The 23,574-nt window shown below is 60.4% G+C and carries 19 protein-coding genes; 10 read left to right on the top strand and 9 right to left on the bottom strand.

The features are described 5' to 3' along the window. Positions 1-267: 267 nt before the first annotated feature. Positions 268-729 carry an Lrp/AsnC family transcriptional regulator gene (locus CAL20_RS03940; RefSeq protein ID WP_094837230.1) on the bottom strand — a complete coding sequence of 154 codons (462 nt, stop codon included), beginning with the start codon at positions 727-729 and terminating at the stop codon, positions 268-270. A 142-nt stretch (positions 730-871) separates the two neighbouring features. Between CAL20_RS03940 and CAL20_RS03935 the strand changes: the two genes are divergently transcribed. The 5 genes from CAL20_RS03935 (at position 872) to CAL20_RS03915 (ending at position 10,510) form a co-directional block, all read left to right on the top strand. Continuing rightward, a complete protein-coding gene (locus CAL20_RS03935) occupies positions 872-4,426 on the top strand; it encodes an indolepyruvate ferredoxin oxidoreductase family protein (RefSeq protein ID WP_373558272.1) in 3,555 nt (1,184 codons plus the stop codon). Between the two features lie 305 nt (positions 4,427-4,731). Continuing rightward, positions 4,732-7,662, top strand: a complete 2,931-nt coding sequence (locus CAL20_RS03930) for a ribonucleoside-diphosphate reductase subunit alpha (RefSeq protein WP_094819776.1) — start codon at positions 4,732-4,734, stop codon at positions 7,660-7,662. 27 nt (positions 7,663-7,689) lie between these two features. Beyond that, positions 7,690-8,892, top strand: coding sequence for a ribonucleotide-diphosphate reductase subunit beta (locus tag CAL20_RS03925; RefSeq protein WP_094819775.1), 1,203 nt, complete (start codon positions 7,690-7,692; stop codon positions 8,890-8,892). 317 nt (positions 8,893-9,209) lie between these two features. Continuing rightward, a complete protein-coding gene (locus CAL20_RS03920) occupies positions 9,210-9,800 on the top strand; it encodes a histone H1-like DNA-binding protein (RefSeq protein WP_094819774.1) in 591 nt (196 codons plus the stop codon). 146 nt (positions 9,801-9,946) lie between these two features. Further along, positions 9,947-10,510, top strand: coding sequence for a YggT family protein (locus CAL20_RS03915; protein ID WP_094837228.1), 564 nt, complete (start codon positions 9,947-9,949; stop codon positions 10,508-10,510). A 73-nt stretch (positions 10,511-10,583) separates the two neighbouring features. Here the strand turns inward: CAL20_RS03915 and CAL20_RS03910 are convergent, their stop codons facing one another. The 8 genes from CAL20_RS03910 to CAL20_RS03875 form a co-directional block, all read right to left on the bottom strand. Beyond that, entirely contained in the window at positions 10,584-11,087 is a 504-nt protein-coding gene (locus CAL20_RS03910) for a glycine zipper 2TM domain-containing protein (RefSeq protein ID WP_094819772.1), read from the bottom strand. Between the two features lie 234 nt (positions 11,088-11,321). Continuing rightward, positions 11,322-12,263, bottom strand: coding sequence for a carbohydrate kinase family protein (locus tag CAL20_RS03905; protein ID WP_094819771.1), 942 nt, complete (start codon positions 12,261-12,263; stop codon positions 11,322-11,324). A gap of 12 nt (positions 12,264-12,275) precedes the next feature. Beyond that, positions 12,276-13,346 (bottom strand): DUF3426 domain-containing protein, encoded by a 1,071-nt coding sequence (locus tag CAL20_RS03900; protein WP_094819770.1) that lies wholly within the window; start codon positions 13,344-13,346, stop codon positions 12,276-12,278. A 23-nt stretch (positions 13,347-13,369) separates the two neighbouring features. Next, complete coding sequence (prmA, locus tag CAL20_RS03895) at positions 13,370-14,290, bottom strand: 50S ribosomal protein L11 methyltransferase (RefSeq protein ID WP_094819900.1); 921 nt, start codon at positions 14,288-14,290, stop codon at positions 13,370-13,372. Positions 14,291-14,547: 257 nt separating this feature from the next. Next, a complete protein-coding gene (gene accC / locus CAL20_RS03890) occupies positions 14,548-15,894 on the bottom strand; it encodes an acetyl-CoA carboxylase biotin carboxylase subunit (RefSeq protein WP_094819769.1) in 1,347 nt (448 codons plus the stop codon). Positions 15,895-15,902: 8 nt separating this feature from the next. Further along, entirely contained in the window at positions 15,903-16,361 is a 459-nt protein-coding gene (gene accB, locus CAL20_RS03885) for an acetyl-CoA carboxylase biotin carboxyl carrier protein (RefSeq protein ID WP_094819768.1), read from the bottom strand. A gap of 121 nt (positions 16,362-16,482) precedes the next feature. Continuing rightward, positions 16,483-16,917 carry a type II 3-dehydroquinate dehydratase gene (aroQ, locus tag CAL20_RS03880; RefSeq protein ID WP_094819767.1) on the bottom strand — a complete coding sequence of 145 codons (435 nt, stop codon included), beginning with the start codon at positions 16,915-16,917 and terminating at the stop codon, positions 16,483-16,485. A 136-nt stretch (positions 16,918-17,053) separates the two neighbouring features. After that, positions 17,054-17,596 carry a TlpA family protein disulfide reductase gene (locus tag CAL20_RS03875; RefSeq protein ID WP_094819766.1) on the bottom strand — a complete coding sequence of 181 codons (543 nt, stop codon included), beginning with the start codon at positions 17,594-17,596 and terminating at the stop codon, positions 17,054-17,056. A gap of 69 nt (positions 17,597-17,665) precedes the next feature. Between CAL20_RS03875 and mpl the strand changes: the two genes are divergently transcribed. The 5 genes from mpl to aroE all read left to right on the top strand — a co-directional run bounded on the left by mpl (position 17,666) and on the right by aroE (position 23,571). Then, positions 17,666-19,048: a UDP-N-acetylmuramate:L-alanyl-gamma-D-glutamyl-meso-diaminopimelate ligase gene (gene mpl, locus CAL20_RS03870; protein WP_094837227.1), complete on the top strand. Its 1,383-nt coding sequence runs from the start codon at positions 17,666-17,668 to the stop codon at positions 19,046-19,048. A gap of 21 nt (positions 19,049-19,069) precedes the next feature. Further along, positions 19,070-19,669, top strand: a complete 600-nt coding sequence (locus CAL20_RS03865; RefSeq protein ID WP_179266617.1) for a YqiA/YcfP family alpha/beta fold hydrolase — start codon at positions 19,070-19,072, stop codon at positions 19,667-19,669. Positions 19,670-19,809: 140 nt separating this feature from the next. Next, the gene (locus CAL20_RS03860) at positions 19,810-21,699 is read left to right on the top strand and encodes a ribonuclease catalytic domain-containing protein (RefSeq protein WP_094837225.1); all 1,890 of its coding nucleotides are present in this window, start codon (positions 19,810-19,812) and stop codon (positions 21,697-21,699) included. 14 nt (positions 21,700-21,713) lie between these two features. Next, the gene (locus CAL20_RS03855) at positions 21,714-22,613 is read left to right on the top strand and encodes an energy transducer TonB (protein WP_094837224.1); all 900 of its coding nucleotides are present in this window, start codon (positions 21,714-21,716) and stop codon (positions 22,611-22,613) included. A gap of 97 nt (positions 22,614-22,710) precedes the next feature. Further along, the gene (aroE, locus tag CAL20_RS03850) at positions 22,711-23,571 is read left to right on the top strand and encodes a shikimate dehydrogenase (protein ID WP_094819761.1); all 861 of its coding nucleotides are present in this window, start codon (positions 22,711-22,713) and stop codon (positions 23,569-23,571) included. Positions 23,572-23,574 lie beyond the last annotated feature (3 nt).

Here is a 23,574-nt window from a genome sequence, read left to right as displayed (position 1 = left end):
ATCACACCGCTGCATAGCGGATCTATCCCTGCGCATTTGCAGGTGCGACTCTAATGAGGGCGTGCTCAGGATGCAATGCAGCAATAGCGGGAATGCGGTGTAGACGCAACAGTCTGGAAACAAACAATGAGCACGAAAATCTTGACTTTGCTATCGAGGATCGCCGTTATTCCGAGGGCGATCGCGTCCTTGTTTCATGCAATCCGCGCGATCACGCCGCCAACATCACGTCACAAACTCCAAACGACCGACATCATGCTGCCAACTTCATGCGGCATCGAGGGGCAGACGGACTTCGTGCTTGATCTCGCGAAGAGCAACAATCGTGCGGGTCTGACGAATGCCCGGCAGATTGAACAGAAAGCGATGCAGGAACCGGTCATACGCCTCCGGGCTTTCCACCAGGATCTTCAACAGAAAATCCGAGTCGCCCGTAACCGCATAACACTCCAGGATCTCGGGCGCATTGCGCACCGAGCGCTCGAAATTCTCTACCGTGCTGGCCGAATGCCGTTCGAGACTGATCTGCGCGAACATACACCCCTGCAACCCGACCTTGGTGCGGTCGACCTGGGCCGAATAGCCCAGGATCACGCCAGCGGCCTCCAGCGCCTTCACCCGGCGCCACACCGGCGCAGTGGACAAGCCTACCTGCTCGGACAGTTGCTGAGCCGACGCCCTGCCGTCTTCTTGCAGGGCTCTCAGAATACCAATATCTGTCTTGTCCATTTTTTCCCTTTTCCGAGCCAAAACGAAATGTTTATTTCGAATTATAGGGATTACACGATCCGATAACGCAATAAATCAACATCCGTGCGCACCTATGATGATCGTAATAATAGGCAGGAGCGAAATCATGGACGGCACCCCATTGGATCCGGCCCCGGCAGACGAACCGGCGCTGGATCTGGACTATCAACTGCAGGACAACCTCACCCGCACAAACGGCCGCATTTTTCTGACAGGCACGCAAGCGTTGGTACGTATCCTGTTGGCCCAGCGTCGCCGCGATCGCGAGCTCGGGTTGAATACGGCAGGCTTTATTTCGGGGTATCGGGGCTCGCCCCTAGGCGGCGTGGACATGGCCATGTGGAAAGCCAAGCCCATCCTCGACGCCCATCAAATCACCTTTCTGCCGGGCATCAACGAAGACATGGCGGCCACCGCCGTCATGGGCACTCAACAGGCGGGCGTGCGCGATGATCGCAAAGTCGATGGCGTGTTTGCGCTGTGGTACGGTAAAGGCCCCGGCGTAGATCGCGCGGGCGACGCCCTGCATCACGGCAACGCCGCCGGCGCCTCGCGTCATGGCGGCGTGCTGGTGGTCGTCGGCGACGATCACACCGCCGTATCGTCATCCATTCCCCATGCGAGCGAGGCCTCGCTGATCGGCTGGCAAATGCCGATCGTGCATCCTGCCTCGATCGACGAATACGAGACCTTTGCCCTCTGGGGCTGGGCCTTGTCGCGCCACAGCGGCGCGTGGGTTGCATTCAAAGCCGTCTCCGAAACCATCGAGAGCGGCCAGTCTTATACTCCCGCTCCCATCGCAAACTACGACATGCCTGCCGATCCCCAATTGCCGCCCGAGGCATTGGAGTACACCGCACGCGACTTTCTGTCCCCCGCGGTCGAACTGCGCATGCAAACCCGCCTGAAAGCCGTACGCGCTTTTGCGCGCCGTCATAGTATCGACAAACTCGTCTGTCCGGCACCGCACGCCACGGTGGGAATCGTCACCGTGGGCAAGGCACATCTCGACACACTGGAAGCACTGGCGCATCTGGGCATCAATCCTCACGCCGCGGATAGTCCCGTGCGTATTTACAAACCGGGCCTGACCTGGCCGCTCGATGCCGAACGTCTATTTGATTTCGCCCATGGGCTGTCGCACATCCTGGTCATCGAAGAAAAAGGCGCGGTCGTCGAAAGCCAGATCAAAGATCTGCTCTACAACCGTCCCGAGCGCCCGACGGTCGCAGGCAAGACCGGCTGGGACGGCGAGCCCTTGATTCCGTCAGCCGGTCAATTACGCCCCTCACTGCTGGCAGCGCCCTTGGCCGCATGGCTGACACGCACGGCGGGGCTGCACCACGTGTCCGTTCCTGCAACGCTGACTTGCGCGGCGCCGCTGTCCAATGACGCCGATGGCATGCGCCGTCGCCCCTACTTTTGCTCGGGATGCCCGCACAACAGTTCCACCAAAGTCCCCGAAGGCAGCCAGGCGCTTGCAGGAGTGGGCTGTCATTACATGGCTGCATGGATGGACCGCAATACAGCCGGCCTGACACAGATGGGCGGAGAAGGCGTCGACTGGATTGGACTCTCTAACTATATAGAGATGCCCCATGTCTTCCAGAACATGGGCGAGGGTACGTACTACCATTCCGGCTACCTCGCGATCCGGCAGGCCGTCGCGGCGCGGGCCAACATCACGTACAAGATTCTGTTCAACGATGCCGTCGCCATGACGGGCGGGCAGCCGGTAGACGGACCGATCTCCGTGCCGCAGATCTGCCAACAACTGCGCGGCGAGAATGTTGCCCGGATCGTCGTCACCACCGACGAGCCCGACAAATATCGGGGCGTCGAATTACCCGCCGGCGTGACAGTGCATCACCGGCGCGAACTGGATGCCTTGCAGCGCGAACTGCGCGAGACCAAAGGGGTCACGGTCCTGATTCACGACCAGACCTGCGCCGCCGAAAAACGCCGTCGCCGCAAAAAACAACAATTTCCCGATCCCGCGCGCCGGCTGCTGATTAATAGCGCAGTGTGCGAAGGCTGTGGCGACTGCGGGACGCAATCCAATTGTTTATCGATCGTGCCCATGGAGACACCCTATGGGCGCAAGCGCGCCATCGATCAGTCCAGCTGCAACAAAGACTATTCCTGTGCCGAAGGATTTTGCCCGAGCTTTGTGTCGGTCATGGGCGGCAAACTGCGCAAGCAGGCTGCGCCGCGCGAGAATCCGGCAACGGCCACGGCAGGCAACGGAACGTCGAACGCCAGGGCGACGGCCGCTGCATGGCACCAAGACGCTGCTGCGCTGCCCATGCCCTCCATTGAGACTCTGACGCAGCCCTACCGCCTGCTGGTCGCGGGAATGGGGGGCACCGGCGTGATCACCATCGGGGCGATCGTATCCATGGCCGCCCATCTGCAAGGTCTCTCAGCGTCGGTATTGGATCTGACTGGCCTGGCGCAAAAGGGCGGCACGGTCATCAGCCATATCCGGTTGGCCCCCGCGCATGCTGCCAATGGCCCTGTCAGACTGGACTGGCAACAAGCCGACGCGGCGATTCTGTGCGATCCGGTGGCCGCGACGGCCCCTGATGCCCTGGGCGCCCTACGGCATGCGCACACGCAAACCGTGATCAACACCTACGTTGCACCCGTTTCCGAATTTACCCGCGACCCCGATGCGGCACTGCGGCCCGACGCCTTGCTAGCCAAAATCCAGCACGCGGTCGGCGCCAGCCACACCGCCGCCTTGGACGCTCATCACGCCGCACAGACGTTATTCGGCGACAGCATCTTGTCCAATATGTTCATGTTGGGCTACGCCTGGCAGCGCAACCATGTGCCGCTGTCGCATGCTGCGCTGGTCCGCGCCATCGAGCTCAATGGCGTCTCGGTACAGGCCAATCGCGAGGCCTTCGAAGCCGGCCGGCTCGCCGCGCACAATCCCAAAGCGCTGGCGGCCGCATTGCGCCCCGCGGGCCAGGTCGTCCAACTGCACATTCCCGAGTCGTTCGAGCGCATGGTGTCGCGCCGGGTTCGCGACCTGACCGCTTACCAAGACGCCGAGTATGCGCGCCAGTATCAGCAACTGGTCGAACGCGTGGCCCAACGCGAACGCGAGGTAGCACCGTCCTCGCGCTCACCGCGATTGGCCATCGCGGTAGCCCGCAATCTGTTCAAACTGATGGCATACAAAGACGAGTACGAGGTCGCCCGGCTATATACAGACGGCACGTTCCAACAGCAATTGCGCGAACAGTTCGAAGGAGACTACACCCTGCGCTTTCACATGGCGCCGCCCCTGCTGGCACGCAAGGACCCCCATACGGGCATTCCGCGCAAGATTTCCCTGGGCCCTGCGACGATGACCGTGATGAAAGTCCTGGCTCGTTGCAAACGCGTGCGAGGCACGTGGCTGGACCTTTTTGGCCGCAGCGAGGAACGCCGGATGGAGCGCGAGCTGATCGCGCAATATCGCCAGACAGTGGACATCCTGCTCGAGCACTTGTCGCCCGCCAATCTGACTCAAGCGGCCAAGATTGCTGCGCTGCCCGACCAGATACGGGGTTTCGGCCATGTCAAAATTGCCAATGTGGCGCAATACCGCAATGCTCTGCAACAGGAACTGCAACATTACGGCCTGCCGGCCATGACCGAGATTTCTGTGCGCAGACGCGCGTAAAATAATGACCTGAAGTAATCACTACGCCGCACGCGCCTGATTGGCGCGTGCTTCGCATTTTGTCACGATTAATTAATCCGCCCTTCACAGCTTCTTCTTGTGCCTTTCTCCCATTGATCACTAGAATTAGTGTCATACGAGGGGTGGTACACTATATGTAGTGGTCAAAACATAGCCAGATTCACTTCATTCTGGCGCGGCCGGGTGTTCTCCCCGCTCAGCTCGACCCTCACGCATTTAGACACATTTAGCCCCCGACACGGACCACGCCCGTGTCCTTTTACGTTATTTCCACAGGAGCTTCCATGCAGACGACGATCGCCTCTGTGACCCGGCCTTCCGCCGAGCCGCCCTCCCAAACTGCTGTTAAATCAGCCGACGCGAACGGTGGCCAATGGGCCAGCTATAGCGTCATCCGACGCAATGGCTCGGTTGTGGGCTTTGAGCCCGGCAAAATCGCTATTGCGATGACCAAGGCTTTTCTGGCCGTCAATGGCGGCCAAGGCGCCGCGTCCGCGCGCGTGCGCGAGCTGGTCGAAACGCTGACCACGCAAGCAGTCAACGCGCTGGTGCGCAATCGCCCCAATGGCGGCACCTTCCATATCGAAGACATCCAGGATCAAGTCGAGCTGGCCCTGATGCGCTCGGGTGAGCATGATGTCGCGCGCGCCTACGTGCTGTATCGCGAAAAACGCGCGCAAGAACGCGCCGCCACCCAAGGGCAAAGCAGCCTCACCTCGCCGTCGCAAGGCGAGACCAGCCATCTGAACGTGGTGGAAAACGGTGTACGCAGCCCGCTGAACCTGAGCGCATTGCGTGCCACCATCGAGGCCGCCGGCGAAGGATTGAGCGAATTCATCGACACCGAGACCATCCTGAAGGAAACGGTCAAGAACCTGTACGACGGCATCCCTGTCGACGAAGTCTTCAAGTCCGCGATTTTGTCTGCTCGCGCGCTCGTCGAAAAAGATCCGGCCTACAGCCAGGTCACGGCACGTCTGTTGCTGCACACGATCCGCAAAGAAGTCCTCGGCGAAGAAGTCTCGCAAGCCAGCATGGCGACGCGCTATGCGGAATATTTCCCCACCTTCGTCCAGCGTGGCATCGAAGGCGGCCTGCTCGACCCCAAACTGGGCGAATACGATCTGGCGCGCATCGCTGCCGCGCTGGATTCGCGCCGCGACCTGCAGTTCAGCTATCTCGGCCTGCAGACGCTGTACGACCGCTACTTCCTGCACATCCGCGGCACTCGCATCGAATTGCCGCAAGTTTTCTTCATGCGCGTCGCCATGGGCCTGGCGCTGCGCGAAACCGATCGCGAAGCACGCGCCATCGAGTTCTACGAGATCCTGTCCTCGTTCGACTTCATGAGCTCGACGCCCACGCTGTTCAACTCGGGCACCCTGCACTCGCAACTGTCGTCGTGCTACCTGACCACCGTGTCCGATGACCTGGAAGGCATCTACGACGCCATCAAGGAAAACGCACTGCTGGCCAAATACGCCGGCGGTCTGGGCAACGACTGGACGCCGGTACGTGCCCTGCGCAGCCACATCAAGGGCACCAACGGTGAAAGCCAGGGCGTTGTGCCGTTCCTGAAAGTCGTCAACGACACCGCTGTCGCTGTGAACCAGGGCGGCAAACGCAAGGGCGCCGTCTGCACCTATCTGGAAACGTGGCACCTGGATATCGAAGAATTCCTGGAACTGCGCAAAAACACCGGCGACGAGCGCCGCCGCACGCACGACATGAACACGGCGAACTGGATTCCCGATCTGTTCATGAAGCGCGTCATGGAAAATGGCGAATGGACCTTGTTCTCGCCGTCCGACTGCCCCGACCTGCACGACAAGTACGGCAAGGCATTCGAACAAGCCTACCTGGGCTACGAAGCCAAAGCCGAACGCGGCGAACTGAAGCTCTTCAAGAAGATGCCCGCCGTGTCGCTGTGGCGCAAGATGCTGTCGATGCTGTTCGAAACCGGCCATCCGTGGATCACCTTCAAAGATCCGTGCAACATCCGTTCGCCGCAGCAGCACATCGGCGTCGTGCACAGCTCGAACCTGTGCACCGAGATCACGCTGAACACCAATGACTCGGAAATCGCCGTGTGCAATCTGGGTTCGGTGAACCTGGTCGCGCACATGAAACCCGCAGCCGCCGGTGGCTACGAGCTCGATCACGACAAGATCAAGCGTACCGTCAGCATCGCCATGCGCATGCTCGACAACGTGATCGACATCAACTACTACGCCGTCAAGAAAGCCAAAGACTCGAACGAACGCCATCGTCCGGTCGGCATGGGCATCATGGGTTTCCAAGATTGCCTGCAGATGATGCGCGTGCCGTATGCTTCGCAAGCCGCCGTTGAATTCGCAGATCGCTCGATGGAAGCCGTGTGCTACTACGCATACTGGGCCTCGAATACACTCGCGCAAGAACGCGGCCGCTATCCTTCATACGAAGGCTCGTTGTGGTCGCGCGGCATCTTGCCGCAAGACACTGTCGCGATGCTGCGCGATGAGCGTGGTGGTCATGTTGAAGTCGATGATTCGAGCACGCTCGATTGGGATGCGTTGCGTGCAAGCATCAAACAACACGGCATGCGCAACTCGAACTGCATCGCAATTGCCCCAACCGCGACGATTTCCAATATCATTGGTGTATCTGCGTGCATTGAACCTACTTACCAGAACTTGTACGTCAAATCGAATCTCTCCGGCGAGTTCACGGTCGTTAACGATTATCTCGTGCGTGACCTGAAGAAACTCGGTCTCTGGGACGAAGTCATGGTCGCTGACCTCAAGTACTTCGATGGCAGCCTGTCCCGCATCGATCGCGTACCTTCCGAACTCCGCGAACTCTACGCCACTGCGTTCGAAGTCGAACCGCGCTGGCTGGTTGAGTGCGCATCGCGCCGCCAGAAATGGATCGATCAAGCACAATCGCTCAACATCTACATGGCGGGCGCATCGGGCAAGAAACTCGACGACACCTACAAGCTGGCATGGCAGCGTGGCCTGAAGACCACCTACTATCTGCGCACGCTGGGCGCGACCAGCGCTGAAAAATCGACGGGCCGCGGCGGTGAATTGAACGCCGTGAGCGCGGGCCAGACTGCCGCAGCAGTCGCGGCCGCAGCAGCCCCTGTTTTGCCGGAACCCGAAATTCTCGGGGCGGTTTGCACGATGCGGCCGGGCGATCCCGGTTTCGAAGAGTGCGAAGCCTGCCAGTAATCACCACCGCCTCCGGAGAATTTATTTATGCTTAATTGGGAAGACGACAACCTCGCAACGCAACCGGCTAAAGCCCCCGCTCCCGCAGCGGGCGGACAGCCGGCGGCGGCTGCACAACCGACGCGCGCAGCAACGGGCGCGTTCGCGGATGCGGCGCTGCCCCCGGCAGCTCCGCAAGCCGCCTCTGTGCCTGCGAGCGCCGATGCCACCGCACATCGCGTCAAAGTTGCGGACAAACGCATCATCAACGGCGAAACCGACGTCAATCAGTTGGTGCCGTTCAAATACAAATGGGCCTGGGAAAAATACCTGGCCACTTGCGCCAACCACTGGATGCCGCAAGAAATCAACATGTCGCGCGACATCGCGCTCTGGAAAAACCCGAACGGGTTGACCGAAGACGAGCGCCGCATCGTCAAACGCAACCTGGGTTTCTTCGTCACGGCCGACTCGCTGGCCGCGAACAATATCGTGCTGGGCACCTATCGCCACATCACTGCGCCTGAGTGCCGCCAGTTCCTGCTGCGCCAGGCATTCGAAGAAGCCATTCACACGCACGCATATCAATACATCGTCGAAAGCCTGGATCTCGATGAAGCCGAGATCTTCAATGCCTACAACGAAGTGCCGTCCATTCGTGCCAAAGACGAGTTCCTGATCCCGTTCATCGACGCCATCGCCGATCCCAACTTCAAAACCGGCACGCCCGAAGCCGACCAGACGTTGTTGAAATCGCTGATCGTGTTCGCGTGCCTCATGGAAGGCCTGTTCTTCTACGTTGGATTCACGCAGATTCTGGCACTCGGTCGCCAGAACAAAATGACCGGCGCTGCCGAGCAGTACATGTACATCCTGCGCGATGAATCCATGCACTGCAACTTCGGCATCGACCTGATCAACACCGTCAAACTCGAAAATCCTCACTTGTGGACGCCGGAATTTCGCGAAGAAATCCGCGCACTATTCCAAAAGGCAGTAGAACTCGAGTACGCTTACGCCGAAGACACGATGCCGCGTGGTGTGTTGGGATTGAACGCTCCTATGTTTAAATCCTACCTGCGCTTCATCGCAAACCGTCGCTGCCAACAGATTGGTCTTGAACCGCTGTTCCCTCAGGAAGAAAATCCCTTCCCGTGGATGGCAGAAATGATCGACCTAAAAAAGGAACGAAACTTTTTCGAAACACGCGTGATCGAATACCAGACTGGCGGTACGCTCAGCTGGGAATGACGACCTTCAGGCGAGCCGCGCGCAATGTGATTTGCGCAGCGCCCTGATAACAGCTCCGTCGGCCAGGTATTCGAATACGCAGTACCAAGCAGTAGGCAACCTGAAAAGGTTGCCTACTGGCGCCATTTGAGATGGCTCGCGCGAATCGCGGGGGCCATATCAAATGGCTGTGCCGAATTCATTAGCGCAAACCGTAGTAGCTGTCGCCAGAATGGGGCAGCGGCATGCGCCGATGAATAGCCCGGGCATCGTCCGTTAACCGACGGAAGGTGGCACGGGTTTACGTTCTGGGACCCCTGAACCTAAGGAGCATGACCATGGCAACAGCCAAAAAGGCCGCAAAGAAAGCGGTAAAGAAAGTTGCAGCCAAGAAGGCCGCAGCTAAGAAAGCCCCGGCCAAAAAGGCCGTGAAGAAAGTCGCCGTGAAGAAGGTCGCGGCTAAAAAGGCAGTGAAGAAAGTTGCAGCCAAGAAACCGGCCGTGAAGAAAACGGCTGCCAAAAAGGCTGTGAAGAAAACTGTCGCTAAAAAAGCTGCCAAGAAAGCCGTCGCTAAAAAAGCGGTAGCCAAAAAGGCTGTCGCCAAGAAAGCGGTTGCTAAAAAAGCAGTAGCGAAAAAAGCCGTTAAAAAGGCCGTCGCTAAAAAGGCAGTCAAAAAAGCCGTCGCCAAGAAAGCCGTTGCTAAAAAGGCCGTAGCCAAGAAGGCTGTTGCCAAGAAAGCAGCGAAAAAGGCGCCTGCTAAAAAAGCTGCCAAAGCACCGGCGAAAAAAGCTGCAGCCAAAAAGCCTGCCGCTAAAAAAGCCGCTGCCAAAAAGCCTGCTGCGCAACCGACCGCAGCTGCTGCGCAAGGCGCAAAAACCACGGTAAATCCTGCCGCGTCGTGGCCCTTCCCGACGGGCGGCCGTCCGTAATACGGGCGGAGCCGTTTACTGCGGTACCCTCAAAGCCGCCTGGCTCACGCCAGGCGGCTTTTTGCTTGATGAGGTGCATTCCGCCTCACGACACTGCCATATGGCCATGCGACAATTAAAACTATTCTTTTTGGCAGACTGTTCTCATGCTCGGCGATACGCTCCGTTTCCTGCTTGAAATCACCTTTATGCTGTTTGGCGCAGCCTTGATCGGACGCGCCTGGATCCACGCGGTGCGACTGCACCCGTTCAATCCGCTGTCTCGCGCTGTTTATCAAGTCACCAACTGGTTGGTGCTGCCCATCCGCAAACTCGTCCCTGCCGGCAATACCCTGGATTGGTCGAGCCTGGTCGCGGCCTGGTTGACCGCCCTGCTCTATCTGATTTTGATGTGGCTGATCGCTGCGCACACGCTGATTCCTGCCGCCTTATGGCCCGCCGCGCTGGGCGCATCGATATTGCTGGTGGCAAAGTGGACGTTGAACGTCATTGTCTGGCTGACGTTTCTGCAGGCGGTGCTGTCGTGGGTACATCCCTTGTCGCCGCTGATGCCATTACTGCAAACGCTGACTGCGCCGATGCTCGAGCCCATACGCCGTATTCTGCCCGGCCGCACCAGCATCGATTTTTCGCCGCTGGTGCTGTTCATCCTGGCGCAGATCGTATTGATGATGTTGTCTCGCCTGACCTTCAGCTTGATCGGTGTCTGACGCTAGGCTCAGATCTGTCCGTAAATGAACAACGCCCACCAAAAGGTGGGCGTTGTTTTTGGGGCCTGTTAAATCAATACGGGGCGACGCGCGTCGGACCTGCGCCGCTGATCACCTGTACACGCTGCCCGACGCTGAACGGCGTGTCAGCTTCTTGGGCAACGACGCGGGTTTCACCGTTATCCAGGCGGACGGTGATTTCCAAGCCCGAAGCGCGGTTCGCGCGGTTTTCTACGGCATTCCCCGCGAGTGCGCCCAAGATCGCGCCGCCCACGGTGGCTATGGCACGCCCCGTGCCACCGCCGATTGCATTACCGGCGACACCGCCCAATGCGCCGCCGGCAATCATACCGACACCGCTGGATTTGTCTTCTTCGATAGTGATCGGACGCACGCTCGTCACCGTGCCATTGCGCACGATTTGCTCTCGCTGTGCCTGATCGTAGCTATAGACGGAACTGGAGGCGCTGCGATTCGCGCACCCGCCCAGCAGCGCTATCGATGTCACGACGGCAGCCACGGCCAGCCAGCGGCCCGCACGGGGTGCGATGACAGAAGTAGAAAGGGTTTGGCTCATGTGGACTCCTTGGTCGGTAACCACGAATTATTTTACGGATAATACCCCGGCATTGGCCGGAAACAACGGGTGCGAAACAGCGTGCAACTTTTGAACGGCCTTTAGTCGAACTCTGTAACGCTTAAACAGGGCGGCAAAGCCATATCGAGCAGTGCTGCACCGCAAATAATCTCAAACTTCCATCCCTACCCGCAAGACGATCTGCAGTTTGACTGGCTTCGGAACACCGAGTTCCTAGGCAGGCAGACTGATTCCATAGGCCGCGCGCAATTGCGCATCGATCTCGGCCCGGCTGGGCGCATGATTCTGGGGGCCGCGTGAAGCGATTTTTATCGATCCCATCACATTCGCCAAACGGCAGCTGTCCAGCCAGTTCCAGCCACTAGTCAGCCCATATAGTAAGCCCGCACGGTGCGAATCGCCGCAGCCAGTCGGATCGACGACAGCAGCAGCCTGCACGGGCGGCACCTGTACGGTAGTGCCTTCCGTCAACAGCGTCGACCCTTGAGCGCCACGTGTCACCACGACGGCCTGCATCTGGGCCGCGATCTGCTCCATGCTGCGGCCTGTGCGTTGCTCGATGACGCCGGCTTCGTAATCATTGACCGTCAACACCTGAGCCAGGCCCAGCATACGCTCGAGATCGGCGCCGTCAAACAGCGGCATGGCCTGGCCCAAATCAAAGATGAATGGGATTCCCGCTGCGTGCAGGCGCTCGGCGTGTGCAAACATGCCTGCTTTGGCGTCAGGCGCGACGATCGCCCAAGCCGCCTTCGCGCCGGTGAGATCGTTCTGGGCAGAGAGCTCCATCGCGCCGGGGTGAAAAGCGGCGATCTGGCTGTCATCCAGATCAGTCGTAATAAAGCACTGAGCCGTAAACGTGCCAGGCATGACGCGCAACCGCGAGGTATCGATCTGCAGTTTGTTGAAGCGCTCGATATAGTCTGCGGCATCGTCACCGACCGTGGCCACCGGTACCGGTTGCCCACCTAGCAGCTTCAGGTTGTAGGCGATATTGCCAGCGCAGCCGCCAAACTCTTTGCGCATCGTGGGCACGAGAAACGATACGCTGAGCGACTGGATGCGATCGGCCAGGATGTGCTCTTTAAAGCGTCCTTCGAATACCGCGATGGTATCGAATGCCATCGACCCGCAAACCAGAACAGAAGCCGTCATGCTGATTATCCTTCAAGGAAAAAACTTATGGAGCTGAAAACCGTTGACGTGCGGGCCGCTCACCTGGATGGGCACAGCGATGTTGAGTTCCGCGCCGGCCTCAAACGGACGCTGCGTCTGCCCTTTAGGCAGGTAATCTTCGGGCAGCAAGACTTTACGTATCACCACGGTATCGGAAAGGTCGCTCAGATCCAGGCGCAAGGCCGGCCAAGGCTGCGGCTGATCGTAGCGGTTGCGCAGCGATGCGCGCAGCACCAGCTTTGTCACAGCCTCTTGTTGCGGCGCACCGGCGTGACCAGCAGGCGGCTGCAGCGACGATGAGGTAATGGCAATACGGTCGATATGCCGCGCGTAGCCCACCTCGCACCCTAGCGGCTCGCACAGACGCACAAGCAGCGGACGCAATTGAGGCGCCATGTCCGCAATGCTGGAACGATAGACAAAAATCAATTGCGCAGCGAGCAGCAACAGCCCCAGGACGCAGGCATAACCCCACAAGCTGCGCAAGAACGACCGGCGTGCTTGATGATCCGAATCCAGGAACTCTGGCGGTGCGCGGCCCACATCGGTTGTGCCGTGATAACGCGTACGCGACTCTCCCAGAACCGCAGTACGTCCGTGATCGTCCGGCTCATCCCGCGGGTCGACGTCATCATCCCCATCCATGCCAGCGGACCGCTCGCCTATTCTGAAGACCACCTCGTCCTGGTCTACATGACGCGCCGTATAGTGCTGGACAGACTCAGGATCGGCCTGCACCTCCCGCTCGCTGTCCTCGTCGTCTTCGTCGGCACCGCCTTTGTCCACATAAGGATCATGCCTTGCAATGTCTGATCGGCCTCGCAAGACGGCTGGCGGTGCTGGCTCTGGCGGAGTTAATCTCCCGGACACCTCGCTAGGCATCGTTACGGGGGGTGTTGGCATTGCCGGCACCCCGCCCGGGATCTGGGCTACCAGACATGCTCGGCCATCGAATACTGTCGCGCATTCTCCACAACGCACCAAGCCATTGCGTACTCGCAACTGGTCTGGCACCACCCTGAAGGTGGTACCGCAGTGTGGGCAACGAGTCGTCATGGCCATGGCGATGTCCTGCTCGTCACGGCTCAGCTTTTCTGCCCGTGCAGGCAAACCCAACCGTCCCGGGATTGCCAAACCGACATCGTCAACCACGGCGCATAGGCAGCGGCGACTTCTTCAGCCTGGCGTTCGAGCACACCGGACAGCACCAATTTGCCGCCTGGCGCCACGCGCCCCGCCAACATCGGCGCCAGCACCTTCAGCGGGTTGGACAGAATATTGGCGACAACGACCTGATACGTGCCTTCGGCCAATCCATCTGGCAACAGCGCCTGCAATTGCACCTGATTCACGCGAGCATTGTCCGCCGTCGCTTGCACGGCCTGAGGATCGATATCGACTGCATCGGTCGGTCCGGCGCCCAATTTACGGGCGGCGATGGCCAAAATCCCGGATCCGCATCCGTAGTCGAGGACGGTCGCGCCTGCGGGTAACTCGGTCTCCAACCACGCCAGACACAAATGGGTCGTGGGGTGACTGCCCGTGCCGAATGCCAAACCGGGGTCCAATTCAATATGAATCGCATCGTCGGCCTGCGTCGCGGCGGCCGACACAGCGTGATCATCGCGATGCCAACTGGGCACAATCCAGATGCGTTCGCCGATGTGAATCGGGCCAAACTGGGATTGCGTCAGCCGCACCCAATCAGCATCGGGGACATCGCGCAGCGACCAGCCACCAAGCTCGATAGGATCCAGCCCGGCCTCGGCCGTGGCTTGCTCGTAGACCTGCGCCGGGTCGGCCCCATCAGGCAACAACGCGACGACACGGTTGCGATCCCATGCCTGGACGTCGGGTTCTGTACCTGGCTCGCCGAACAAGGGGCGTTCAGCCTCGGTGCCCAGATCGGCGTCTTCGACGGAGACCGACAGGACGCCGGCTTCGAGCAGTGCGTCAGATAGCGCCTCGGCCTGCGCCTCGAGACAATGGAGGACGAGTTCACGCATGACGATGTATTCCAGAAAAAGTCTGCCGGTTTGCAGCCAAAGAGGGAGCATTTTCGCCTAAAGCGCGGGCGACGGCAAAAATGGCCCCCACGCCGCGCCTTCGGCTTGCTGCCCCCCCGGGGGCGTTTTTGCCTTGGGGCGGCCCGGCGGCAAAAAAGCCCCCACGCCGCACCTTCGGCTTGCTGCCCCCCAGGGGGGCGTTTTTGCCTTGGGGCGGCCCGGCGGCAAAAAAACGGGCCACGAGGGCCCGCCTGGCATCAAGGGCGCTGGGCCAGCTTGTGCTCAAGGTAGTGAATGCTGGTGCCGCCTTCGACGAAGCGGGCATCTTGCAGCAACTCGCGATGCAACGGAATGTTGGTGGAAATGCCTTCTACCACCATTTCGGACAGCGCGATGCGCATGCGAGCCAATGCCTGGTCACGCGTATCGCCATACGTGATGACCTTGGCGATCATCGAATCGTAGTTGGGCGGCACGAAATAACCGTTAAAGGCGTGCGAATCGATACGCACGCCAGGACCGCCCGGCGTGTGCCAGTTGGTGATACGGCCCGGGCTGGGCACGAAACGGAACGGGTCTTCGGCGTTGATGCGGCATTCAATGGCATGGCCCTTGAACTGGATATCGCGCTGACGCAACAGGAACTTTTCGCCCGAGGCGATGAGTATCTGCTGCTGTACGAGATCGATGCCCGTGATCAGTTCCGTGACCGGATGCTCGACCTGAATACGGGTGTTCATTTCGATGAAATAGAACTCGCCGTTTTCGTAGAGAAACTCGAACGTGCCCGCGCCACGGTAGCCCATCTTGCGGCAAGCATCGGCGCAACGATCGCCGATACGCTCGATCAGGCGGCGCGCAATGCCGGGCGCCGGAGCTTCTTCGATGACTTTCTGGTGGCGGCGCTGCATGGAGCAGTCGCGCTCGCCCAGCCAGACAGCGTTACGTCCGCCATCAGCCAACACCTGGATCTCCACATGGCGAGGATTCTCGAGGAATTTCTCCATGTAGACTTCGGGATTGTTGAAGGCCGCACCCGCCTCGGAACGCGTCATCGTGACGGCGTTCAAGAGGGCCGCCTCGGTGTAGACCACGCGCATGCCGCGGCCACCGCCGCCGCCAGCCGCCTTGATGATGACGGGGTAGCCGACTTCGCGGGCCACGCGCAGGATTTCTTGGGGATCGTCGGGCAAGGCGCCTTCGGAGCCCGGCACCACCGGCACGCCGGCCTCGATCATGGCGCGCTTGGCGCTGACCTTGTCACCCATCAGACGTATGGTCTCGGGACGCGGTCCGATAAAGACAAAGCCGCTTTTCTCGACACGATCGGCGAAATCGGCATTCTCGGACAGAAAACCGTACCCCGGGTGAATAGCCTCGGAGTCGGTGACTTCTGCCGCCGAGATGATGGCCGGCATGCTCAGGTAGCTTTCGCGCGACGGCGCCGGCCCGATACACACAGACTCATCGGCCAAGCGTACGTATTTGGCGTCGCGGTCGGCCTCGGAGTGCACGACCACCGTCTTGATGCCGAGTTCGCGGCAAGCGCGTTGAATGCGCAGCGCGATCTCGCCGCGGTTGGCGATCAGGATTTTTTCAAACATAGGAGCAATCAGCCAATAACGAACAGCGGTTGACCGTATTCGACGGGCTCGCCATTTTCGACGAGGATCTCTTTGATGACGCCGGACTTGTCGGCTTCGATTTCATTGAGGAGCTTCATGGCTTCGATGATGCACAGGGGATCGCCTTCTTTGACGGTCTGGCCGACATCGACAAAGGGAGCGGCGCCCGGATTCGGTGCTCGGTAGAAAGTACCGACCATCGGTGCTTTGACCACATGGCCTTGCACGACCGGAGCGGCCTCGGCAACCGGTGCGGCAGTGCCCGCGGGCGCTGCGGCGACAGGAGCGGGTGCGACGGCTGCTTCGGGGGCATGGTAAGCCACCGGTTGCAGGGTCTGCGAGAACTTGACGATACGAACCTTGCCTTCGCCTTCTGTGATTTCAAGCTCGGCAATGCCCGATTCAGCTACCAAATCGATCAAGGTCTTGAGTTTTCGGAGATCCATAGAAGCTGCTTCCCGATTAATGTTGACAACGCGCCTTCAACAGGACCGCGCTGCATCGTATGTGTATATAAAGTTAGGAAAATACTGAGACTGCCACGTCGCAGACGACATGCGGCATTGACTAATGCCGCGCCGCATAGCGCACTGCTGCCTCGTAGCCGTCTGCGCCCAGGCCGCTGATCAGGCCCACGGCCAAGTCAGACAGATAGGAATGCTGCCGGAATGGCTCGCGTTTATACAGGTTCGACAAATGTACTTCAATAAAAGGAATTGCGACCGCCGCCAACGCATCTCGCAACGCCACACTGGTATGGGTATATGCCGCCGCGTTGATGACGATAAAGTCGGTCCCATCCTGGCGAGCAGCCTGGATGCGATCCACTAATGCGCCTTCGTGATTACTTTGCCATGCGGTAAGCCCTACGCCCAACTCCCCGGCCAAGGATTCCAATCCCTGATTGATTTGCGCCAGCGTCAAGCTGCCGTAAATATGGGGTTCGCGTGAACCCAGCAGGTTCAAGTTGGGGCCATGCAATACCAGGATGTGTTGCGCCATGAGCGTCGCGCCAGAAAACCTGCCGCAAAGTGTCGGCAAAACAGTCGATAAACCGCCTTTTTACGCCTATTCACACCATTTGTCCAACAGATTGTCGCAAAGTAACGTTATACGGCATCTTGTGGCAGGTACGGAATCATGCGGCCAGACTGCTTAGCGTGCGGTCAAGATCATCAAATTGGATTTGGCCCAGTATTTTACGGTTAATGCCGCCATTTGCATCGAAAACCAAGGTAAATGGCAGCCCCCCTGCCGGATTACCGAGCGTTCGCAGGGTATCAATAGCCCCAGCCTCCATCACCAAGAGAGGGTATGAAACCGGCACTTTTTGGAGAAATTGCCGCATGTTCGCAACTTTATCAACGCCGATCCCCACAAATTGAATTTTGGGGTATTTTTCTTGCAAAGATTGCAACTCGGGCATCTCTTTGACACATGGCGCACACCAAGTGGCCCAGAAATTCACCACGACCGGACGCCCTTGCCACTGGTCGATGCGGTGCGGCTTGCCGTCCAGATCAGGCAAGGACAGCGTGCGCAACGCGGCAAGCGGGTCAGCAGCGACCGGCCCCGGGGCGGCGGCAGACGCGGAGGAAGATTGACGCGCGCGATAGGCATAGCCCCCCGCCGCGGCAGCCGCTACCGCGGCTCCGGCATAAAGAAAGAGACGACGATTCATGGCCTGATCATAACCTCAGGTGACGCCTTGGGGCAGCCACCCTCTACAATGCGCCCGAGGAGATGATCTATGCACCTGCACATTCTTGGTATTTGCGGCACTTTCATGGGTGGCCTGGCGCTCATCGCACGCGCGGCCGGACATCGCGTCACGGGCTGCGATACTGCTGTTTATCCGCCGATGAGCACTCAGTTGGCCGAGCAAGGCATTGAGCTGATCGAGGGATACGGCGCGGACCAGCTGTCACTGTCGCCTGATTTATATGTCGTCGGCAACGTTGTCACGCGCGGCAATCCGCTCATGGAAGCCATTCTGGATACCGGCGCGCGCTACGTGTCGGGACCGCAATGGCTGGGAGACAATATTCTGCCTGGCGCCCATGTACTGGCAGTCGCCGGCACGCATGGCAAAACCACGACCAGCTCCATGTTGGCCTGGATCCTCGAGGCGACTGAGCGGCATCCCAATTTTCTGATTGGCGGCGTAGCCAATGATCTGAAGGTCTCGGCTCGCTACGATCCGGCCGTACGGCCGTTTGTCATTGAAGCGGACGAATACGATACGGCGTTTTTCGATAAACGCTCAAAATTCGTGCACTACCGTCCCCGCACGGCCATTCTGAATAATCTGGAATACGATCACGCCGATATTTTTCCCGACCTGGCGGCGATCGAGACCCAATTTCATCATTTGGTTCGCACCATCCCCGGCTCGGGCCGTATTGTGCTGCCTACAAAATCCGAGGCCCTGGACCGTGTCATTGCACGCGGCTGCTGGTCAGAAACGGTGAGCTTTGGCGCCGATGGCGCTTGGCAAGCCGGCCCGGCGGATGCGGATGGCGCCTTTGAGGTGCTGCGCGATGGACGGCCTTTGGGCACCGTGCGCTGGGCATTGGGCGGAGAACACAATCGGATGAACGCCTTGGCGGCGCTGGCAGCTGCCGAACATGCCGGTGTGGATCCTGCCGATGGCATTGACTCGCTCAGCCGATTCGGCGGTGTCAAACGCCGTATGGAACTGCGCGGGACGGCCAATGGCGTCAAGGTCTATGATGATTTCGCGCATCACCCCACCGCCATTGAAACGACCCTGGCGGGTCTGCGCCGCCAGGTCGGTGACGCGCGCATTCTGGCCGTGCTGGAGCCGCGCTCGAACACGATGAAACTCGGCGCCATGGCGGCGCGTTTACCCGAATCGCTGCAATTGGCCGATCAAGTATTCTGCTTTGGCGCGCGCAGCGGCAAGCACGCGCTGGGCTGGAACCCCGACGAGGTCCTGGCCCCGCTGGGAACGCGCGCCAGCAGCTATGATGATCTGGAAGCTCTGGTGGCCGCGGTCACCCAGGCAGCACGTCCCGGCGACCACGTCCTCGTCATGAGCAACGGCGGTTTCGGAGGCGTACACGGCAAGCTGCTCGATGCACTGGCGCAACGCGCCGGCTCCACGCACTGAGGCACGGCACGGCCAGGACTCATCATGATTCTGTATCTGCACGGTTTTCGTTCCTCGCCGGAGTCGTTCAAGGCCCGGCTGATGGCGCAAACGCTGGCCGATCGCGGCCAAGCGGGCGAGCGCGACTGGCAATGCCCGCAGTTGCCCGCCAGCCCCAAAGCCGCGTTGGACTTGGCTATGGACCTGGCGCAGCGCCAATTGGCAACGGCCGTCTCCCCTCGCGACCTGACGATTATTGGTTCGTCGCTGGGCGGTTACTATGCCACCTGGCTCGCCGAACAACTGAACTGCAAAGCCGTGCTGCTCAATCCCGCGGTCGAGGCGCCGCGCGATTTGGCCACACAGGTCGGCCACCACCGCCTGTATCATTCCGACGCCCCATTCGAGTTTCGGGCCGAGTATGTGGACGAGTTATCCACCGCGTACGTGCCCGCCATCACTCAGCCGGAGCGCTATTTTTTGATAGCCGCCACGGGTGACGAAGTGCTCGATTGGCGCGAAATGCGTGATCGCTATGCGGGTTGCCGCCAACGCATCGTCCCAGGCAGCGATCATGGGCTGTCGGATTTTGCACAATGGCTACCCGAGGTGCTGGAGTTCGCTGGACTGGACTCAAACTAGACAACCAAGCGCCTGCGCTCAAGGAACAGCGAGCCGATTCAGGTTCCTTACTCGCAGCGACGGACTGTGCGACGCCCGGTCCGGAATGTGCTTTCAAGATAGGTCTGCGCGGATGACGCCGCGCGCTCGATGGACGAATTATGTACGTGTTTTACGAAGAAGACGGCGGCTTCAAGGCTGGCAATATCATGTCGGAAACCGACGCCAGCCTGCAGGTGGAGTCAGAATCGGGCAAGCGCAGCAAGATCAAACGCGCCAATGTCCTGTTCACTTTTGCTGAGCCGGCGCCGGGCGCGCTGATGGCGCAAGCCGCGCAAGATGCGGAAGCGCTGGATCTGCAGTTCCTGTGGGAATGTGCACCGCAAGAGGAATTCGACTCCTCAGCACTGGCCGCTGACTATTTTGGTCATACCCCCACCGCGGTAGAGCGCGCCGCCTTGCTGATGCGCCTGCACAGCGCGCCTGCGTATTTTCACCGCCGCGGCAAAGGCACCTACCGCCCCGCCCCGCCGGATATCCTGGCGGCAGCGCTGGCTGCCTTGGAAAAGAAGCAGAAACAGGCTGAACAGCAACAGCAATGGGTCGATGACATGGCCGCGGGCCGCCTGCCCAGCGAGATCGCCCAAGTCGCAGAAACGCTGCTGATTCGCCCCGACAAGAACAGCATGCAATGGAAAGCGCTGGACGCGGCGTGCGCCAGGCTGCAGAAAAGCCCGGACCGCCTGTTGCTGGAATTGGGCGCATGGCCGCATGCGCTGGCCCTGCACAAGCGCCGTTTTCTGGCCACCCATTTCCCGCGCGGTACGGGCTTTCCGGATACGCCCCTTCCCCCGCTTGCGCGCGACCTGCCGCTGGCGGATGCGGAAATTTATTCCGTGGACGACATCACCACCACAGAGATCGATGACGCGCTATCGGTGACGTCGCTGCCCGATGGGAAAATCCGCGTGGGCATTCACGTGGCCGCCCCCGGCCTGTCCGTCACGCGCGATAGCGACCTGGACAAACTGGCGCGCGCTCGTCTGTCCACCGTTTACATGCCGGGCGAGAAAATCCCTATGCAACCGGACCATGTGATCCAGGCATTTTCCCTGGACGCGGGGCGCGAAGTCCCTGCCCTGTCTCTCTATGTGACCGCAGACCCGGCAACTGGTGAAATCGCCGAATCCGAAACGCGGATAGAACGCGTCGTGTTGCGCGCCAATCTGCGCCACAACGAGCTGGATGGTCAGATCACCGAGGCCATGTTGAATGATCCCGACGCGCCCCTGCCCTATGGTCACTGGATGCGCCCGCTCTGGCAATTGGCCATGGCGCTGTCGGCGCAGCGCGATACAGTCCGCGGCAAGCCCGAAAACAACTCGCGGGTCGAGTACAGCTTTTACCTGGACGGCGATCCAGACGACCCTGACACGCCAGTACGGCTGGTGCCTCGTCAGCGCAACGCGCCGCTGGATCGCCTGGTCGCCGAATACATGATCCTGGCCAACAACCTGTGGGGCGGCATGTTGAACCAACACGGCGTGCCCGGCATTTACCGGTCGCAACAAGCCGGCCGGGTGCGCATGAGTACCCAGGCCTTGCCGCACGAGGCAATCGGGGTACCGCAGTATGCCTGGAGCACGTCGCCGTTGCGCCGCTATGTCGACCTGGTCAACCAATGGCAGTTGATCGCCGCCGTGGAACACGGCGTATCGGCGCGCCTGGTGGCGCCTTTCAAACCGCGCGATGCCGACCTGTTCGCCATCATCGGCGCCTTTGACGCGCAATATGCCGCCTGGAACGATTTCCAGAACAGCATGGAACGCTATTGGTGCCTGCGCTGGCTCCAACAACAAGGCATCACCCGCGTCGTGGCGAATGTATTGCGAGACGATCTGGTCCGCCTCAGTAATGCGCCGCTCGTCACACGAGTTGGAGGCCTGCCCGAGCTCGAGCGCGGCGCAGCGGTAGAGCTCGAGATTCTCGGTTTTGACGAGTTGGGATTAGAGCTGGATTGCCGATATGTAGGTCCGGCAAACCCTGCCTGATCTAAAATGCCCCCGTGCGACGTTCTGTTGATTTGTACTCGACGCGAGGCGGTTTATTGCGCTGGTTTGGCGCGCCCGCCCAGCACTATCTGCGGATCGGCCTGGCGATCTCGCTCTTGCTGCACGCTGGCGCGCTGGCGTGGCGTCTGAGCACGCCCCCTGCCAGCCGCCCCAAGCAGGCGCCGCTGGAGATCACGCTGGTCAACGCCCGCACCGAGCTGGCCCCGGCGCAGGCGCAAGTCATTGCACAGAATCAGGTAGACGGCGGCGGCAACGCCGAGCGCGGCGTCGCTGCCACGCCGCTGCCTCGTACCGGGGATTCGGCCGAGACCATCGTGCTGCAGGCCATGCGCAAGCGCCAGACCCAGCTCGAGGCCGAACAAATGCGGCTGCTGACCCAATTGCAGTCCCAGGTCACCGTCGGCACCGAGCGCCAATCGGTATACCCCTGGCCCGACGCCACGGTAGATGGCGAAGACGTGCACGAGCAGCCAGGAGTCGTGCAGAACGCCCAGATTGCCACACTGGCCTCACGCATCCAGTCCTATAACGCGCAACCGCGCAAGACCTTCGTCGCGCCGTCGGCACAGGCCTCGCACTATGCCGCGTATCTGGACAGTTGGCGCTCGCGCGTCGAGGCCATCGGTACCCGCCATTATCCGGACGAGGCACGCGGCCGGCTATATGGTTCGCTGCAAATTACCGTTTCCATCCGCGCTGACGGCAGCGTCGCGTCGGTCGACATCGATCGGCCCTCGCAACATGCCGTGCTGAATCAGGCGGCGCGGCGTATCGTGCAGCTGGCGTCGCCTTTCCCGCCGTTACCGGCCGACATCGCCAGCGAGACGGATATCCTGGTCATTACGCGGACCTGGCATTTCGTCAACGACACGTTGCAAACCCAGGCCCCATGATTTTTGCGTAAGCTACCCCCTTGAACCACCTACCTATATAAGCCGACGCAGCATCCGGCCCGACGAACCAGCCAAGCCCTCGACCCAGATAACGCAGATGACCCCGTCCAGCTCTCTCCCCCGCTACGCCGTCATCGGCAACCCCGTGGCGCATAGCAAATCGCCTCATATTCACGCGCTGTTTTCGGCGCAGACGGGCAAACCTCTGCAATACGAACCTCTGTTGGCGCCAGTGGATGGATTCGCAGCGACCGTGCAAGCCTTTCGTGAACAAGGCGGCTTGGGGCTGAACGTCACCGTACCATTCAAAGCAGAGGCTTTTGAATTGGCCCGCGCCCATCTGAGCGAACGCGCTCGCCTGGCAGGTGCGGTCAACACCCTATGGCTGCAAGATAACGCCTGGCACGGCTGCAACACCGATGGCGTTGGCCTGGTGGGAGACCTGCTGCGGCTCGGGGTCACCCTGGCGGGCTCACGTGTCTTGCTGGTTGGCGCCGGAGGCGCCGCGCGAGGCGTGCTGCAGCCCTTGGCCGATCAGGGTTGCGCCCAACTGCATATCGTCAACCGCACCGCTGCGCGCGCTCACGAATTGGTCGCGTCCTGGCCTGCCGGCGCAACGCCTCACACCCGCATCACCGCAGGCGCCCTGGCAGAGGCTGGCACAGCAGGCGGCTGGGATCTCGTCATCAATGCCACCGCCAGCAGCCTGCAAGGTGCGGCGCCTGATCTGCCGCGCGGTCTCTATGCCGCCAATGCGCTGGCCTACGACATGATGTATGCCGCCACGCCCACCGCGTTCATGCAACAGGCGACTGCCGATGGCGCCGCGCGCACTGCCGACGGCCTGGGCATGCTGGTTGGCCAGGCCGCAGAGAGCTTCCTGATCTGGCATGGGGTACGCCCCGACCCGGCGCCGGTGCTCGCCACGTTGCGCGCTGCACTGTTGGCCAAGGGCTGACCC

Source organism: Bordetella genomosp. 4, from assembly GCF_002261185.1.
Taxonomy (GTDB): domain Bacteria; phylum Pseudomonadota; class Gammaproteobacteria; order Burkholderiales; family Burkholderiaceae_B; genus Bordetella_A.
This window is presented reverse-complemented; position numbering and strand designations above follow the sequence as displayed.

Coding starts and splice junctions, on each gene's coding strand:
- CAL20_RS03940 (WP_094837230.1), bottom strand. CDS start 729: ATGGACAAGACAGATATTGGTATTCTGAGAGCCCTGCAAGAAGACGGC.
- CAL20_RS03930 (WP_094819776.1), top strand. CDS start 4,732: ATGCAGACGACGATCGCCTCTGTGACCCGGCCTTCCGCCGAGCCGCCC.
- CAL20_RS03925 (WP_094819775.1), top strand. CDS start 7,690: ATGCTTAATTGGGAAGACGACAACCTCGCAACGCAACCGGCTAAAGCC.
- CAL20_RS03920 (WP_094819774.1), top strand. CDS start 9,210: ATGGCAACAGCCAAAAAGGCCGCAAAGAAAGCGGTAAAGAAAGTTGCA.
- CAL20_RS03915 (WP_094837228.1), top strand. CDS start 9,947: ATGCTCGGCGATACGCTCCGTTTCCTGCTTGAAATCACCTTTATGCTG.
- CAL20_RS03910 (WP_094819772.1), bottom strand. CDS start 11,087: ATGAGCCAAACCCTTTCTACTTCTGTCATCGCACCCCGTGCGGGCCGC.
- CAL20_RS03905 (WP_094819771.1), bottom strand. CDS start 12,263: ATGACGGCTTCTGTTCTGGTTTGCGGGTCGATGGCATTCGATACCATC.
- CAL20_RS03900 (WP_094819770.1), bottom strand. CDS start 13,346: ATGGCCATGACGACTCGTTGCCCACACTGCGGTACCACCTTCAGGGTG.
- prmA (WP_094819900.1), bottom strand. CDS start 14,290: ATGCGTGAACTCGTCCTCCATTGTCTCGAGGCGCAGGCCGAGGCGCTA.
- accC (WP_094819769.1), bottom strand. CDS start 15,894: ATGTTTGAAAAAATCCTGATCGCCAACCGCGGCGAGATCGCGCTGCGC.
- accB (WP_094819768.1), bottom strand. CDS start 16,361: ATGGATCTCCGAAAACTCAAGACCTTGATCGATTTGGTAGCTGAATCG.
- aroQ (WP_094819767.1), bottom strand. CDS start 16,917: ATGGCGCAACACATCCTGGTATTGCATGGCCCCAACTTGAACCTGCTG.
- CAL20_RS03875 (WP_094819766.1), bottom strand. CDS start 17,596: ATGAATCGTCGTCTCTTTCTTTATGCCGGAGCCGCGGTAGCGGCTGCC.
- mpl (WP_094837227.1), top strand. CDS start 17,666: ATGCACCTGCACATTCTTGGTATTTGCGGCACTTTCATGGGTGGCCTG.
- CAL20_RS03860 (WP_094837225.1), top strand. CDS start 19,810: ATGTACGTGTTTTACGAAGAAGACGGCGGCTTCAAGGCTGGCAATATC.
- aroE (WP_094819761.1), top strand. CDS start 22,711: ATGACCCCGTCCAGCTCTCTCCCCCGCTACGCCGTCATCGGCAACCCC.